The organism is Armatimonadota bacterium (assembly GCA_016125185.1).
Classification (GTDB): Bacteria; Armatimonadota; Fimbriimonadia; order Fimbriimonadales; family Fimbriimonadaceae; genus Fimbriimonas.
Window position 1 is genome coordinate 1,280,330 of sequence record WGMG01000006.1, and the last position, 15,775, is coordinate 1,296,104.

Annotated in this window: 16 protein-coding genes; 7 read left to right on the plus strand and 9 right to left on the minus strand. The window is 57.0% G+C overall.

The genetic code is table 11. The features are described from left to right. The first annotated feature begins 32 nt into the window (after positions 1 to 32). Positions 33 to 692 (plus strand): hypothetical protein, encoded by a 660-nt coding sequence (locus GC165_14025; protein MBI1333986.1) that lies wholly within the window; start codon positions 33 to 35, stop codon positions 690 to 692. Continuing rightward, a complete protein-coding gene (locus GC165_14030; GenBank protein MBI1333987.1) occupies positions 689 to 1,393 on the plus strand; it encodes a hypothetical protein in 705 nt (234 codons plus the stop codon). Before GC165_14025 ends, GC165_14030 begins: the two co-directional genes overlap by 4 nt. Here GC165_14030 and GC165_14035 read toward each other — a convergent pair. Next, positions 1,376 to 1,723 (minus strand): hypothetical protein, encoded by a 348-nt coding sequence (locus GC165_14035; GenBank protein ID MBI1333988.1) that lies wholly within the window; start codon positions 1,721 to 1,723, stop codon positions 1,376 to 1,378. The genes GC165_14030 and GC165_14035 overlap by 18 nt on opposite strands. A gap of 25 nt (positions 1,724 to 1,748) precedes the next feature. Between GC165_14035 and GC165_14040 the strand changes: the two genes are divergently transcribed. Continuing rightward, complete coding sequence (locus GC165_14040; GenBank protein MBI1333989.1) at positions 1,749 to 2,399, plus strand: uracil-DNA glycosylase; 651 nt, start codon at positions 1,749 to 1,751, stop codon at positions 2,397 to 2,399. Here GC165_14040 and GC165_14045 read toward each other — a convergent pair. From GC165_14045 to leuD, 4 genes are read right to left on the minus strand one after another with little or no spacing between them, the layout of a single operon-like run. Then, positions 2,389 to 3,633, minus strand: coding sequence for a hypothetical protein (locus tag GC165_14045; protein MBI1333990.1), 1,245 nt, complete (start codon positions 3,631 to 3,633; stop codon positions 2,389 to 2,391). The two genes, GC165_14040 and GC165_14045, sit on opposite strands and share 11 nt — an antisense overlap. Further along, positions 3,630 to 4,853 (minus strand): hypothetical protein, encoded by a 1,224-nt coding sequence (locus tag GC165_14050; GenBank protein MBI1333991.1) that lies wholly within the window; start codon positions 4,851 to 4,853, stop codon positions 3,630 to 3,632. Before GC165_14050 ends, GC165_14045 begins: the two co-directional genes overlap by 4 nt. A gap of 33 nt (positions 4,854 to 4,886) precedes the next feature. Then, positions 4,887 to 5,588, minus strand: a complete 702-nt coding sequence (locus tag GC165_14055; GenBank protein MBI1333992.1) for a hypothetical protein — start codon at positions 5,586 to 5,588, stop codon at positions 4,887 to 4,889. After that, on the minus strand, positions 5,527 to 6,135 hold the full coding sequence (gene leuD, locus GC165_14060; protein MBI1333993.1) for a 3-isopropylmalate dehydratase small subunit: 609 nt from the start codon (positions 6,133 to 6,135) through the stop codon (positions 5,527 to 5,529). Before leuD ends, GC165_14055 begins: the two co-directional genes overlap by 62 nt. Positions 6,136 to 6,186: 51 nt before the next feature. On the opposite strand from leuD, the gene trpE reads away from it, so the two are divergent. Beyond that, the gene (gene trpE / locus GC165_14065; protein ID MBI1333994.1) at positions 6,187 to 7,653 is read left to right on the plus strand and encodes an anthranilate synthase component I; all 1,467 of its coding nucleotides are present in this window, start codon (positions 6,187 to 6,189) and stop codon (positions 7,651 to 7,653) included. On the opposite strand, the gene GC165_14070 is transcribed toward trpE, so the two are convergent. The 3 genes from GC165_14070 to glgP are packed head-to-tail and all read right to left on the minus strand — an operon-like array spanning position 7,650 to position 12,640. After that, positions 7,650 to 8,501 carry a tetratricopeptide repeat protein gene (locus GC165_14070; protein MBI1333995.1) on the minus strand — a complete coding sequence of 284 codons (852 nt, stop codon included), beginning with the start codon at positions 8,499 to 8,501 and terminating at the stop codon, positions 7,650 to 7,652. The two genes, trpE and GC165_14070, sit on opposite strands and share 4 nt — an antisense overlap. Then, the gene (locus GC165_14075) at positions 8,501 to 10,039 is read right to left on the minus strand and encodes a hypothetical protein (protein ID MBI1333996.1); all 1,539 of its coding nucleotides are present in this window, start codon (positions 10,037 to 10,039) and stop codon (positions 8,501 to 8,503) included. Before GC165_14075 ends, GC165_14070 begins: the two co-directional genes overlap by 1 nt. A 33-nt stretch (positions 10,040 to 10,072) precedes the next feature. Next, positions 10,073 to 12,640 carry an alpha-glucan family phosphorylase gene (glgP, locus tag GC165_14080; GenBank protein ID MBI1333997.1) on the minus strand — a complete coding sequence of 856 codons (2,568 nt, stop codon included), beginning with the start codon at positions 12,638 to 12,640 and terminating at the stop codon, positions 10,073 to 10,075. 84 nt (positions 12,641 to 12,724) lie between these two features. Here glgP and GC165_14085 point away from each other — a divergent pair, with 84 nt between their 5' ends. From GC165_14085 to tsaD, 3 genes are read left to right on the plus strand one after another with little or no spacing between them, the layout of a single operon-like run. Further along, positions 12,725 to 13,429 carry an ATP-binding cassette domain-containing protein gene (locus tag GC165_14085; GenBank protein MBI1333998.1) on the plus strand — a complete coding sequence of 235 codons (705 nt, stop codon included), beginning with the start codon at positions 12,725 to 12,727 and terminating at the stop codon, positions 13,427 to 13,429. Continuing rightward, on the plus strand, positions 13,429 to 13,899 hold the full coding sequence (gene rimI / locus GC165_14090; GenBank protein ID MBI1333999.1) for a ribosomal-protein-alanine N-acetyltransferase: 471 nt from the start codon (positions 13,429 to 13,431) through the stop codon (positions 13,897 to 13,899). The genes GC165_14085 and rimI overlap by 1 nt, the downstream gene beginning before the upstream one ends. Further along, a complete protein-coding gene (gene tsaD / locus GC165_14095) occupies positions 13,899 to 14,906 on the plus strand; it encodes a tRNA (adenosine(37)-N6)-threonylcarbamoyltransferase complex transferase subunit TsaD (protein ID MBI1334000.1) in 1,008 nt (335 codons plus the stop codon). Before rimI ends, tsaD begins: the two co-directional genes overlap by 1 nt. On the opposite strand, the gene GC165_14100 is transcribed toward tsaD, so the two are convergent. Beyond that, on the minus strand, positions 14,903 to 15,775 hold the full coding sequence (locus GC165_14100; protein ID MBI1334001.1) for a hypothetical protein: 873 nt from the start codon (positions 15,773 to 15,775) through the stop codon (positions 14,903 to 14,905). The genes tsaD and GC165_14100 overlap by 4 nt on opposite strands.

Consider the following 15,775-nt stretch of genomic DNA (forward strand, 5'->3'; position numbering starts at 1 on the left):
ATCGCGACGATTCGGATATCCTAATTTGGTTCATGCAGAAATTCCGCATGGTCTTCGCGGCCTTCCTCGCTCTGGTGCTTGCCGGCCTCTCGGGCGCTCAAGTCACTCCCACCAAGAAGGGCTATCTGATCCTCATTCGTTACAAAAAGGGCCAGGTCCTCAAATACAACATCGACATGAAACTGCTTGGCACCACGAATTCGTCGAGCGTGCAGATTGTCACCAAATGCTTGGATGTGGACAAGAAAGGTATTTCCACCCTGGAAGTTTCGACGCCCTACGGAAATAAGACGAATTCGCGAAAACTGAAAGTTGACCGGCATGGAAAGCCGGTCGGCCAGGTGATCGACGGGTTCAGCGGCAACTTCATGTGGCCGGAAACGCCGATCAAGATCGGCCAAACATGGAACGGCGACTTTAACCTCGGTGCCGACAACCCAGGGGCAGGAATGCTCAAGGCGACCTATAAGCTCGCAGCGATCAAAGTCGTGGGCGGAACCAAAGTGGCTGTCGTCACGACGGTCATCGACTACAAAGGTGAATATCAGGTTTCCGGTACGGGGACGATTAACGTTCGGGTCTCCGATGGACAACTGAACGACGCCACCTTTAATGTGAGGATGGACCAGTACACGGACAGCAGCAAGACGGGCGTCATGAAACTCCTGATGACGATAAGGACGAAATCGTGATCAAGGCTGGATCCGCGAACCCGATCCTGCGGGACCTGCTGGCCAAACATCCCGACGTAGCCGAAGTCATCGACACGAATTGCCCGGGAATCGAGTTTGTTACAAACCGGCATCGGTTTGTTCAGCCAAGTGGCGCCAAGGTCGAGCTTGGTGGCGTTGTCGAATTGATGGACAATAATCCACTAGTCTGTGCCGACTCGGCTTGGGTTCCGAGCCCGGGTGGCGCTTTGACCACATTAGGGCTTGGGCCGATTCTCGAAGCCGGGTTGGTCGTCGAGCCTCCCGCCGTTCTCCTATCGTTCGAAGACGATGAAGCCAACATTGTTCGCGCCCTGACCACCACTGGTTATTCGGGCGGCATAACGTTCAACTGTGAAAACCACGACCTAGGCACAGTTCGCGGCGCGTACCTTATCGCCAAGATCATTAATCCGGCTTCGTTCGACGAGATCGACGACATCTTCGACGAGCGGTATGGACGGTCTTTTTTCATGCGGCGCGAAGAGGAGAAGCCGTGGGAGCGTCCGTTGGTCGAAGGCAAGCCGTGGGCTTGTTATCGGCTGGAGTTAACGCCTGGCGAAGACACTAGCCTGCTGGCTATCCACGTGATGGCAGACATTCATGGAAAGGCGGGCGAAGGTCAGTTCATCCATACGATGAACGTGATGTGTGGGTTCGAAGAATCACTCGGTCTTGTCTAGATCGAGCTTCTTCGCGGGCTTTTGCTTTTCGGCCTCAATCGCGGCCATGTCTTCCTTCGATCCCACTAGGTAGTCGGCCCCCTCCCCTCCGACCTTCTCCCAAACGCCCTTCTCGGATCGCTTGTAGGTGGTGAAGCCTTTAGAACCCGCGTCTTCGGCTCCATGATGCTTTCGGAGGTTAAACGACGCGCGGCTGACGACCTTCTTAATCTCCATTCCGCAGAACGGACAAAGGTCCAGCGCATCCTCGCTGATCCCCTGCATCATTTGAAGCCGGTTCTCGCAAATGAAGCAGTCTCGGTCGCAAGGCTCGTACTCGTAGATCGGCATCGTCGTTCAGCTATAGTGTATCGGAGTGTCCTCGCAAATCCTCACGATCCAACACGATATTCCTACGTGCGAACGGTGTCCGCGCTTGCGCCAGTGGTGCCGTTCGGTGGCGGCGGACCCGCCAAAACGGTATCGAGGCGAGACGTATTGGGGCAAGCCGGTACCACCATTCGGTGATCCCGACGCAGAGTTTCTGATCGTCGGCCTTGCACCGGCGGCGAATGGCGCGAACCGTACCGGAAGAATGTTTACCGGAGACCGTTCGGGCGACTGGCTCTACCGCGCTCTCCACAAGGCGGGCGTTGCGAACCAAGCGACATCGACTTCGGCGGATGACGGTCTGACGCTCTCGAATGTGGTCATCGTGGCGGTTTGCCACTGCGCCCCGCCCGACAACAAGCCGACCAACGAGGAAATTCAAAACTGCCGCCCTTGGCTGGAAGGGGTGGTGCAAAGCCGGACCTGGACCGGGGTTCTCTGCCTTGGGAGCATCGCCTGGCTGCAGGCTCATCGGGCGATGAGCGCCAAAGCGCCAAAGTTCGGTCATGGCGCTGTTTCGATGGTTGGGTCGACGCGAGTGGTGGGAAGCTACCATCCGAGCCAACAGAACACCTTCACCGGCCGCCTGACGGAGCCAATGCTAGATGTTGCGGTTGAGAAGTGGCTTAGGGGTTAGGAATCCACTTCGTGTTGCCGTCTAAATACACGACTGCGCGGCCACCAGGTCCCATGATGAAACCTAGCTCCGTCTTGGCCGGGTCTTCAACATTGATCGAACCGCCTTTGAAGGTGTAGTTGAAGCGATTAGCCAAATCAATGTCCTTGATGTAGGGCAGAACCTTATCCTTCCATTCTTTCGCGCCGGGCAACACATCATCGTTATCGGCGGCTAGTATAAGGGAAGCCAAGCCCATCTGCTTTGCGTCATTCATCAAAGCTTTTTGAAGGTTCGTTTGCGTGACCCTCAGTGCCAAATCCAGCGAAATCGGATGGATGTCGCGCAAAAGCAGTGATCCAGCCTGCTGGTAAACAATGGACATTTCGTCAAACGACCTATCGTAGTGCGGCCCGGGTCCAATCCTTGCCGAGACAGGTACAGCAGTCTTCTTTGGCGTCTTCTCGTCGCTCGCAACTGACACCGAAAGCCAACCTTGGTCCGAGTCGACCTCAAATTTTTCGTCGGCACCAAACATTGCAGACGAAAGAATCTTCTGGACCTCGTCTTCATTCAGACTCTTTGACATAGTGGTGCCCTTCTTGCGATCGACTGACAGCCGAACATAGTCGCGTGGAGTCCTGTCCAGCAAGGAGTCACTCTGACGCCCGACCGTGGTGAGAAAGACCATCGACTCGCGGTCTTCTGAAACTGGGCCAAGCAATTCGAGCTTGGAGTCTAAGTCAAAATCCAGCGTGGTTCCATCAGAAAAAACCAGCCGAACTCGGTTGCCGCGAGAGTACGTCAGAAAATCGAATTGCGAGCCATCGTTTATCGGTCGGACCTCGGGCTCTGCAACTAACGTAGTCAGCTGCTTTTCAATGTTGTAAAAAGTCCGCTTCTTGGCTTCACTGTCCAGGTACGTCACCACCTGATCTCCCGCCATCACGACCGGATCTAACGCCTTATTGGGAATTTTGAGTCGTTGACTCGTCTGCGTCAAACGGTTGTAGGCATACCACTCGTACTCATCTGGCGACTTCTCGTACAAATAGTCCTCTGGTTTCTTGATTTCAAGCCTTTTGTACAAAATGACCTTACCGCTTCGAGAAAAGGAACCAATTTTGGTGGGGCCACTCGAGATTACGACTGCGGGCGACAATACAAACGCCTCGTGATCACTGCCAAAGACTTCTTGCGCATATCCAATGGAAGCTACCGAAAGGACAGCAAAGACCAGCAGAATGCGCTTCACGGGTTAGGTATCCACTTCACGTGACCGTCGGTATAGGCCACGGCGCGTCCGCCGGGTGCCAAAACAAAACCGAGTTCCGTCCCTGCTGGGTCTTCGAGCGAATTCATGTCGCCACCGTGGAAGGTGTAATTGAAGTCCTTCATCATGTCCTGATCTTTCAGGTACGGATCAACTTTGGCTTCCCAACCCTGTAGCCCAGGCAACACGTCGTCATTGTCCGCCGCGCACATGATCAGCCCTAGCGCGACCTGCTTGGCTTTGGAGATCGCCGCGAGCTTGAGGGCATCGTTGTAGAGTTTCTTCGCCGTATCCGTGTCGATCGGCTGGATGTCGCGCACTAAAAGCGCACCGGCGTCCTGGTACACCACGAACTTGTTGTCGTAACTGAAGCGGGGCGAACAGTCGACCATTCCGAGCTTGGCCCGAAGCGGAAGGTCCGACTTCGCATCCTTCGGCAAGTTCATCATCTTCACGTAGGCAAGATCGCCTAACAGTTCGAACCAAAATCGGTTGGTATCCTGGAAATCTGGGTTCATGGCGATCCATTCTTCCCGCGTGCATGCCTTGTACGAAACCTCGCCGCTCGAAAGCTGGACGACAGCCTTGCCGTATTCAAGGGGACTGGTGCGCCGAAAGGCGGTAAAAGAGATGGAGTTCCCGTCGCCCCCAGTCGGCGTGCCAAGTCTGACCTTCGGCGGAAGAACGATGTTGGCGGTAGCGCCGTCGGTACGAATGATTTGGGCCTTTCCTTCATCAGTCGCCACGACGTAAGGTGCCGACGGCAATTCGCCTAGGTAATCCAGGTGTTGGATGTCGATGCTGGTCTTCCGCACTGCCCCGCTATCCAAATTCACAAAGCCCTGCGAACTACGATCTGGACCACCAAAGAAGAATGCGGTGACGCCGTCGCCGAGGATCGCGACGTCGATGGCAGTCTTGGGCACCGGAAGGGGCTTGCTCTTCTTTGTTGTCCGATCGTAGTAGTACCACGGTCCCGGCTCGGTGGATTTGCTGACAATGAGCTTGTCGGGGCTCGGTACATCGTTTCGCCGGAAGAGCACATACCGGCTAGTCAAACTCACCGAAACATTGCTTACGATTCCGCTCGAAATCACTTCGGCCGGCATCAGTAGGTAGGTCTGTTTCCCGTCGCCGAATAAGTCTTGCGCATTCGCAAGCACGGTGGCCATGAGGCCGACAACCAACAATATCCCCTTCATCAGAATACTAGACGCTATGAGGAGAGAACACCATCACGGTTTTCCGACTAAATTCGACGGAATATCCACGGTCGCACCGGGGTTCAAACCGAACTTGCCCGACATGCCTTGCTTGACCTCTATCACGTAGAGATAATCGCCTTCCGTTTTGACCTGATCGTCGCTAAACGGAACGCCTTTCCCGACGTTGATCAGCTTCTTATCCTTCGAAATGTAGTCGATATCGAGGGGCAATATTGTGTTGTGCATCCAGAAGCCGTAGTTTCCGTTCTTCTTTTGCGCTTCCGGGAAAACAAAGATCATCCCTTCGTTGTCTTTCACCTCTCGATCGACGAGGAACATCATGCCCTCCTGTCGCTTGGACTCTGTGTCCATCACCCAGAGGTTGAGGTCGCCACCGGGTGTCTTGATCTTGATCTTGGGCAAATCCTTTAGCTGGTAGAGACGGCTGGCGTTGTTATTGGGATCCGAAGGCTTCGTGCTCGGCTTTGACGGCTCATTGTTGCTCGCCGTATTGGAATCAGAATTGGACGCCGAATTCGTCGATGGTTCGTTGTTGGTTGCCGTCGTCGGTTGGTTATTCGAAACCGGATACTCGTCACCGTTCGCCGAGCCAGCGCTTCCATTACACCCGCTCAGCGCTAGGCCGAACGTCAGAGCTGCAATCCAGCTCTTAGACATGGCTCGTCTCCAACGGCTTCGGTACATAGGTCTTGGACTGAGCCTCGAAGGCATCGATATCGGCTTGGTAGCGAAGCGTCGTACCGATCAGGTCCAGGCCCTCGACTAGAGCCATCTTCGTGGCTTCATTGATGTCGAATTTCAGCACTTTTCCGTCCACCGTCACGGTCTGGTCGGGAAGATCGACAGTAGCCTCCGATCCGGTCGGCTGGGAGGCGATGACCTGGTGGTCTTCCGGCGAAAGCTCGATCAAAAGGAGTCCGCAGTTGGCGGCGTTGCCGCGAAAAATGTCGGAGAATCCTGGTGACGCCGGGTCTTTTCGGGCGATCACGCACTGAAAGCCGCCTTGCTGGATGGCCCAAACCGCATGCTCGCGAGACGACCCGCAACCGAAGTTAGTCCCAACCACCAGGATCGATGCTCCCTTTGCTTCCGGCGTGTCAAGTATGAACCCATCTTTGCGCACATCGTTGAAGAGGAGCTCGCCGTAGCCACTCTTTTCAACCTTCGATAGGAATCGAGCGGGGATTATTCGGTCGGTATCGACCTGATCCTCGTTCAGGACGGCGATTTTGCCCGTATGCGTGGTGAAGCCAGACACAAGTTCAGTTTGTCACATCTTGCGCGAATTTCAGTTCATAATTCAGTCGGAATGCTCACACCCACGCTTGACGATTACCGGAAGCTTTCGGCGGAAGGGCGCGCGATTGCCGTCTATCAGGACATCCGCGCCGATATCGAAACCCCGGTGAGCGCCTACTGGAAGCTGGCCCACGACCAAACGTACAGCTTTCTGCTGGAGAGCGTGACCGGTGGCGAGCAGTTGGCTCGCTATTCGATCCTCGGCGTGACGCCGAAAAAAGTAATCCGATGCAAGAACGGTGCAGGCCGAATCGTCGAGGGTTCAACCGAGACCCCCATGACTCTGGAAGCTGGTCAAGACCCGCTGGACGTGTTGCAGAAGGAATTAGAAGGTACGACGCCGATCCCGATGCCGGGACTGAAGCATTTCTTGGGTGGCGCGGTCGGCATGATGGCGTACGATATCGTTCGGTATTTCGAGAAGCTTCCCGACACCTGCACGGACGATCTCAACGTCGACGATCTGGCGATGATGATCACCGATCACGTCGTCGTTTTCGACCACGTCAAGAACCTGATTCGCGTCGTCGTGATGGCCGATGGCACCGAAGCGGGCTACGAGGGGGCCAAGGGCAAAATTCAGTGGGTCGTCGATCGACTCTCGCAACCGTTGCCGCCGCTTCCTAAGGGCGCTGTCGCCGAACCGATCTTGTCCGCTAACCAGACTCAAGAGCAGTTTGAGGACACGGTGCGGAAGATGAAGGAATACCTGCGCCTCGGCGACGGCCAGCAGATGGTCCCTTCCCTTCGCTGCATGGCCGAACCGGCCACCGATCCGCTTTCGATTTATCGCGCTCTGCGGAGCATCAATCCGTCGCCGTACATGTTCCTCTTGCAGTTTGGCGATTTCGAACTGATCGGCGCGTCGCCCGAGATCATGGTCTCGCTTCACGACGGCATGGCCCGGGTCCGCCCCATCGCCGGAACTCGATGGCGCGGCCAATCGGAGGAGGAAGATCAGCGATTGGCTGACGAGCTACTGGCCGACGAAAAGGAGCGGGCCGAACACATCATGCTCGTCGATCTGGGTCGAAACGACATCGGACGAGTAGCCAAGTGGGGCTCGGTCAAGGTCAACGACCTCATGGTGATCGAGAAGTACAGCCACGTCATGCACATCGTCAGCGACGTGACCGGCGAGCTTCGCGACGAATTCGACACCTACGATCTCATCCGCGCGACCGTCCCGGCAGGAACCGTCAGCGGCTCGCCGAAAGTCCACGCGATGGAGTTGATCGACCAGCTAGAGCCAACTCGCCGTGGGGCCTATGCCGGAACCGTCGGCGTCATCGGCTACGACGGCAATATGGACACCTGTATCGCTCTGCGCACGATCTTTAAGCGAGGCAACAAGGCCTACGTGCAGGCAGGATGCGGCGTGGTGTATGACTCCGACCCGGCATACGAGTACAACGAAGCCAAGAATAAGGCCAAGGCTTGTCTGAAGGCGATCGAAGTCGCGAACGAAGGACTCTAGAACTTCAGTTCATCGAGGAAACGGTCGAGCATGTCGTCGTCGTAGCGATCCATCTGGCTCGACCGGCTGACCTCCAATTCGGCTTCCTCATCCTGCCCGTTGGCGCGCAGTAACTCTTCCAAAATCCCGTGGTAAAGGTGCTTCTCCGGGTTCAAATCGCTCGCTAAGCGAACCGCCTTGATCGCCTCGGTGCGCATCCCTGAATTCCAAAACGGCACTACGCAGCGCAGATAGTAAAAGTCGTCGCCGGGCGATAGCTCAACGGCCGCGCGCAATGACTGCAGAGCCTCCTCGTAATTGCCCAGAACGGTGTGGAGGTCGCCAATCCAATAGTGGAAGAACGGATCGTCCGGCTTGATGACCACTGCGTTGACGGCATACTCCAAAGCTCGCCTCGGTGCTCCCGCATCGCGCAGGGTCTCAGCCATCTTGAAGTTCAAAAATGCGCTGTTCGGGTCCTTCTCCAGACCTTGACGCAGGTACTCTAGAGACTCACGGAACTTGCCATGCCGCTTCAGCAGGTCGGCCAGACCCGCGTGGGGTTCGACCTCGTCGCCCTTCAGGTTTAGCGCCTTCATGTACTGGCGATAAGCCTGTGGGAACTGGTCCGAGGACTCCAGAGCGCCGGCCAAATCGATTCGCGAGGACACGTCGTTCGGGTCGCGCTGTTCCACCGCGCGCTTAAAATGCTCGATCGCCTCCTGGTACTTCCCGGCTTCGAGGCTCAGCTTGCCTAACTGGTCGCTTTCGTCGGCGCTTCGTCCTTGCTTGATGGGTCCCGCAGGCTGGGATTCGTCGGCCAAATTCGTGCCGAACAGGTCGGCGATGGCTCGGTAGCTGTCACTCATTAATCTCTCTTCGTCAAATCAATGATATCCGAGGCAGACCCGGCACCAAAGATTCGAACGAAAAGTGTAGCAGGATAACTGGACCCGGAAAGCGGCATCGTCAGGATTTTGATCTTGCGTGTCTCGCCTGGATAGAGGCGGTAGCGAGCAATCCTCGCCTCGCCTTTCGTGGCGATTTTTGGCGTGATCACGTACTTGTCGTCGATGAAAAAGATTCCGCCCGAGTAGCCCGCGCTTGGCTCGAAGACGAGTTCGATATTGGTGGATTCCTCCTGCGGATTCGACAGCGTCGCGTCGATCGTGTAGATCACGCCGAAGTTTCCGTCCAGCACGCCCGCGTTATCGCTCCGCTCTATGGACTCTTGGCCAAGGCGAATAACCGCGAAACGACCACCAACCGAGAACTCGGCCGACTTGGCCTTGAACGGTTCGGGGTAGACGTGCTCCGAGATGTTATAGGGCGTGTTGTCCCACGAGCGAACGGTCATCGGTCCGACCTCTCGCCAAGGCGTTGAGCTTGCCAGCGTCGGCGCCCAACGCGGCTCCAGGTCTTCCACCGGAAACGCATCGGCACGAACCAACAGCTTCTTCTCGCCGTCCACATAGCGGATCGCACAAAGGCCGCTGATGACTTCCTTCGGCTTCAATCGTCGGCAGGAAATCGGCAAACAGGTCCGTGGCGGAAGGTTGACCACTTCCCCGCTATCGTTCACCCATGCGCGAAGGAAAAGGTCTCCAGCCCGAAGGCCGGCCGCGACTGGGTCGGTCGTCGGAGAAGAGTCCCCTGGCGTTAAACAGATCGTCGCCGGAAAATCCGAATCGTTCACCACCATGGTTCGAATCACCATGTCTCGCGATGAGTCGTTGATGTGGTGGTACAGCATCCGCGCCGACTTCTTGGGCTTTAGCTCGGCGGCAAAAAGGTTTTCTTTCTTGGTAACTCGCTCCGGGTCGTTGCAATACCAAAGCGCGTCCTCATCTTTCTGCTTCAGACCGATGTTCGAAACACGGACCGTCAGTGTGCCGGTCTTCGTCAACGTCCCTGGGGCCGTCACCGTCAGCTTGATCGGCACGTCCACGATCTTGCCCGGCGAAATCGACGGGACATGTTCGCACTTGATCGCCACTTTCGCAAGCGGAGCGAAAGTCAGTTGTTGCTTGACGCTTCCCTCGATGGCACCTTGAACCGTGCCAGGAATGGCGGGTTCACCGCTGACCTCAGCCGTAATCTGGCCGGGAATCTTGGCCGCATACGGCTTAACCGCGAAGTCGATTCGGCGGTCCTTGCCTTTCTGCGTAACCGTGACAAAGCCTTGCCCAGGTCGAAGACCTTTGGCGGTAAAGCCGCTCTTAGCCTTCGTCACCTCCAGGATGAGCGGATCGGATGACGCCACTTTGACGTTGCTCTGGTCACCCGGAAGCCAAACGTTACTCGTGTCACCAACGCCAAGTCGAATGCCTTTGCTGACGCCTGCCAAGCAGGAGGCGGCCAAGCAAAGACACGCAACAAAACCAAGGACTCCACGTCGAGATATCACGCCCACCCCCACTAACTTACCAGCATTGGCCGTTTATTGCCACCGCACAAAGTTGAGTTCTGCTGGAATCGAGAGGTCTTCGTGCTTTGGCACAATCCGAAGCGCATAGCCCTGGTGGCCCGGATGAGTGCACAGAATATCACCCTTGAAGATCGCAATCGAATCCTCATAAGCTTCAAATTCCAACTCGACCGGTTGAGTGTCCGTCAGTTCGCGGTTCATGCCGACCTTACCAGTCACGGCCTGGACCCGAACGTCGTCCTTCGACAACACGCCAAGATGCACCTTCGCGGTGATCGTCAGCGGACTGCCCAGCAGGTTCGATGACTTCGCGTTATCCGTCACGTCGAGGATTTTCACCTGTGCCCAGTTCGCCTGAACTCGGGTTCGCCATTCAAGCCCAGCCTTGGCTCGTGCCGAGCCGTTAGCGCTCATGTCTACGTACTTGTCCGAAGCCGGGATATAGAACTTACGAGCGTAGTCCTGGACCATTCGGTCAGTCGAGAAAAACGGTCCGAGATGCTTCAGGCTTTCGCGTATCATGTTGATCCACCCAAGCGGCACGCCCTGTTCCACACGGTGGTAGAAGATCGGCGTGACCTGGTTCTCCAAGACTTCGTAGAGCGAGTGCGAGTCCAGCCAGTCCTGGTGTCCGGCGTCCGGGCTCATCGAGCGGTCGCCGATGACGAAGCCAAGTGACGGGTCATAACCCTCATCCCACCAACCGTCGAGAATCGAACAGTTGAGACCGCCGTTCGGTACGACCTTCATGCCGCTCGTGCCCGACGCCTCGTTGGGTCGGCGCGGGTTGTTCAGCCACACGTCGACGCCCTGAACGAGCATGCGAGCCACACCCATGTCGTAGTCCTCCAAGAAGACCATCCGGGTTCGCGCCCCATCGTCGTTAATGTAGCGGAAAAGGTCCTGGATCAGCTTCTTTCCCGCATCATCTCGTGGGTGGGACTTACCGGCGATCACGATCTGAACGGGTCGCTCCTTGTGATACAGAATCGACTTGATGCGCTCGGGATCGGAAATCATCAGCGAGCCTCGCTTATACGACGCAAACCGACGGGCAAAACCAATCGTCAAGACACGAGGATCGAGAACTTCGTTGATCACCGCGCTGTCCACACGGCTCCGCATGTGGCGGCGGGCCAAATCCCGCTCAAGCCGGCGCCGTACGTAGCGGATCAGCGCCCCTCGCTGGTCCTCACGGACCTGCCAAAGCTCGTTATCGGGAATCTTATCGACGCCTTTCCAGTTATTCGGATCGCTCGGGTTTCTTCGCCATCCGTCTCCGCAGAATTCATCGAGGAGTCGAGCCATTTTTCGACCGACCCAGGTCATCGTATGGATGCCGTTCGTCACGTGGTCGATGGGAACTTCATTCTCAGGATATTCCTCCCATCGCCGGGCAAACATGCTTCGCGAGACCTCGCCGTGGAGCTTGGCTACGCCGTTCACGTGGTTGGCCGTCTCCATCGCGAAAATCGCCATGTTGAACGCTTCGCCCGTGTTCTCCGGCTCAAACCGGCCGAGTTTGATGAAGTCGTCGAACTTCAATTTCACCTTCTCCGCCATATTCGAAAGGTACTTCTCCAGCAGTTGAGGCGGGAAGAGGTCGAATCCGGCGGGAACTGGCGTGTGGGTTGTAAAGACGTTTCCGTGGACCGTCGCGGCGCGCGCCACGCGGAAGTCGCAGTTCTCGCGCTCGATGTACTGGCGGATTCGCTCGATGGCAAGGAACGATGCATGCCCCTCGTTCATATGGCACACCGTCGGGCTAATTCCGAGGGCGGCCAGAGCCTTCATGCCGCCGATGCCCAGAATGATCTCCTGGCGGATGCGCATCTCCTCGTCGCCCGAATAAAGCGAGTCGGTGATGCTTTGGTCGTTCGGCGCGTTCTCGAGGACGTTACTGTCCAAAAGGTAAAGGGGGATTCGCCCCACGTCGGCTCGCCAAATCTGGAGCGTGACCACGCGGTCGGGAAATTCGATCGGAACCCGAATCGGGTCTCCGTTCGTGTCGCGCATCAACTGCAGCGGCATCTGATAGAAATCGTATTGCGGATAAATCTCCTGCTGCCAACCGTCGTGCGTTAATTGCTGGCGGAAGTATCCGCGGTTGTACAGCAATCCGAGGCCCACCAGCGGCAGACCGAGATCCGACGCCGTCTTCAGGTGGTCGCCAGCGAGAACGCCCAAACCGCCGCTGTAGATCGGCAGTCCTTCGGTGATACCGAACTCGAAGCAGAAATACGCGATCTGCGCCTTCCCTTCTTGATCGGGAAACTCCCTCTGGAACCAGGTTTCTTGGTCGAGATAGTTGTCGAGGATCTGTTCGCAAGCCTTCAGGCGATTCATGAACAGTCCGTCTTTGGTCAACTGCGCCCAACGTGCCTTCGGCACGCGATTGAGAAAGAGGATCGTGTTATGTTCGCTTCCGTCCCAAACGTCTTTGTCGATGCTGCGGAACAAATCCCGAATTTCGTGGTTCCAAGACCAGAGGAAATTTCTGGCCAGTTTTTTCAGAGGCTTCAGCGGCTCTGGAAGCTCGGAAACAACTTCGAACGCTCGCGAGAACTTAGGATTCTTCATTACCTGGTATTTATTCTAGGGTATTTGGTGAGTACAATTCAGGCCTGATCGGGCCTTTTTGAGGTAGAACCGATTGGTTTTTAGATGTTAGAGATCAAAGGTATCAACGTTTTCTATGGCGCGATCCAGGCCCTGCAAGATGTAACCCTCCACGTCAACCCTGGCGAAATCGTTGCGATCATCGGCTCTAACGGGGCTGGAAAGTCCACTTTGCTTAGGACGATCAGCGGCCTTCTCCGCGCCCGATCGGGCAGTATCAGCTATAACGGCGTGGAAATTACGAACGCCCAACCGCACGAAATCGTCAAGATGGGGCTTGGCCAAGCGCCGGAGGGTCGCCGCATCTTTACCAACATGTCGGTGCAGGAAAATCTTCAGCTGGGCGCTTACCTCCGCAAGGACACCGTCAAGATCGCCCAGGACATGGAAGCCGTCCTCAACCGATTCCCTCGCCTGCGAGAGCGATTCAAGCAAAGCGCCGGAACCCTCAGTGGCGGCGAACAGCAGATGCTCGCCATTTCCCGCGCGCTGATGTCGAACCCCGAGATTCTCTTGCTGGACGAGCCGTCCCTCGGTCTCGCACCGTTCCTCATTACCGAAATCTTCAATATCGTCAAAGACCTCAACAAGGATGGGCGAACCGTGCTCATCGTCGAGCAAAACGCCAACCGCGCCCTGGAAATCGCCGATCGCGCCTACGTTTTGGAAACTGGGGTCATGGTTCTGGAAGGCACTGGCAAGGAACTTCTCGTCGACCCGAAGGTCAAGGAAGCATATCTGGGGGGCTAATGCTCGCGACGCTTCGCTTCGTACCGCTGGACAAATCCCACATTCCGAGAATCCTTGAGATCGAGCACGTTACCCACAGCGCGCCGTGGTCCCAAAAGAGTTTCGAAAACGAACTTGAACACAAGTACGGCGTCTTCCTGGTCGGTTTGGTGGACGGCGACGTCGGCGCTTACGGCGGCGTCTGGATTCTGGTCGACGAAGCCCACGTGACCAACGTCGTCGTGTGCGAGCACCTTCGCAACCAAGGCATCGGACGAAAGCTCATGATCGAACTGCTCACCCGCGCTCGCGAGAAAGGCGCTGTCTGCGCGACCCTCGAAGTCCGAGCTTCGAACGTCGGCGCAATCCACCTCTACGAAACGCTCGGCTTCGTCCAATCGACCGTCCGCAACAAGTACTACCCCGACAACCAGGAGGATGCCGTCGTCATGATGCTCAACGACCTTCTCTCGTGGAAGCCGGGAGCCTGATGACCCTTTTCGAAGGCCCGATCCTCGCCATCGAGACCAGTTGCGACGAAACCTCCGCCGCAGTGCTTCGGGGTAGTTCGGTCCTCAGCAACGTCGTCAGTTCCCAAATCGCCATGCACGAGCAATGGGGCGGAATCGTCCCCGAGGCAGCGGCTAGAGCCCATATCGAATCGATCCTTCCGGTGATTGAATCTGCTTTGGATGAGGCTCAGATTGCTATGGATGCGATTCGGGCCATTGCCGTCACGAATCGACCCGGTTTGGTCGGCGCTCTTTCGGTGGGAGTGACGGCCGCAAAATCCCTCGCCTATGCGCTCCGCATCCCCATTCTTGGCGTGGACCATTTGGAAGGGCATCTGCTGGCGTGCCTGGCCAATGACGAGCCGCTCGCTTTTCCGATGGCCTCGCTTCTGGTCTCAGGAGGGCACTCGGAATTGGTGCTGATTCGAGGGTTAGGCGACTACCAACTCATCGGCCACACAAGAGACGATGCGGCGGGCGAGGCGTTCGATAAAGGGGCTCGCCTGCTTGGACTTGGATACCCGGGTGGACGGAGGGTCTCCGAACTGGCGATCCAAGGGAACCCCAAACGTTATTCCTTGCCCCGAGGCCTCGCCAAGGAGCGCTACGATCTCAGCTTTAGCGGCCTCAAGACCGCCATGCTTCGCCTGGTCGAAGCCGAAGGAGAGGCAATTTCCGTTCCCGACGCCTGCGCGTCCCTGCAAGCCGCCATCTGCGACTCCCTCATCGCCAAGCTCTCGAACGCGGTCGAAGACTTTTCGCCCAAGTCCATCGGACTTTGCGGCGGCGTCGCCGCCAATGGCGAGCTGCGAAGCCAGGTGCTTGATCTTGGCAATCGCTACGGCCTCCCGGTCCTCATCCCGGCTGGCGATCTCTGCACCGATAACGCCGCGATGATTGGCCTGGTCGCCGCCTTTCGGCTCGAAAGAGGCGAGCAAAGCTCGATGGACCTCGACGTTCAGCCGAACTCCGAACTCTTCCGCTAGCGCGCCGTAACCGCTAGGGCCACGTTTCGAACCCCGATTGTCACCGTTCTGGCTTTGAAGGCGTCGCCGTCGACGACAAAACGTCTGGTCCGCTGCAGGGTCACCTTAGCCTGCTCGGTTTCCACATTCCAAACCTCGGGAAGCCGCGTCTGCTGGCCAAGCAAAAGGGCCGCGCCGTAGCGCATCAGATTCTTCTGGGTAGTCGCTTCGACCACATAGATTGAGAGGCGGCCGTCATCGATTTCCGCGTCTCGCGAAACCGGAAACGGTCCCGCATGAAGACGAGTCGAGGCCGCAACAAACTGCATCGCCTTGCCATCGAACGTTCCCTCGTTCGTTTCCACCCGAATCTGAAACGGACGTGTGGCGCTGTACGCCCGGGCCACCGCCGGGAGATAGACCAAACGTCCGAACGTGCCTTTGTCCGACGCTTGCACCTGCTCCATGATTCGCGAGGTCAGCCCCAGCGTCGCTACATTAACGAAGACCTCATCGTTAAACGTCCCGACGTCGATGTAGCGAATGCGGGCCTCGTACAAATGGAAATGGATCGCCGCCTCGATTTCCATCGGTATCTCTAGCTCGTGGGCCAAGGCGTTGCCTGTCCCGAGCGGCAGGATGGAAAGAACCACCGACGTCCCGGCAAGGGCTGATGCCGCGGCTCGAACCGAGCCGTCCCCGCCGCCGATCCACACATTCTCGATGCCCTCACGCTTCGCCCGCTCAATCGCTTCATGCTGGTCCTGAGGACGTCGGGAGAGGACAATGAATTCGGCCTCATCACCGACTAGCTCGGATACGCGGTCAAAGAGCTTCTGACCACTTCGGGCCTTGGCGTTCAAAATAACCGCAATCCGACGATTAGTCAT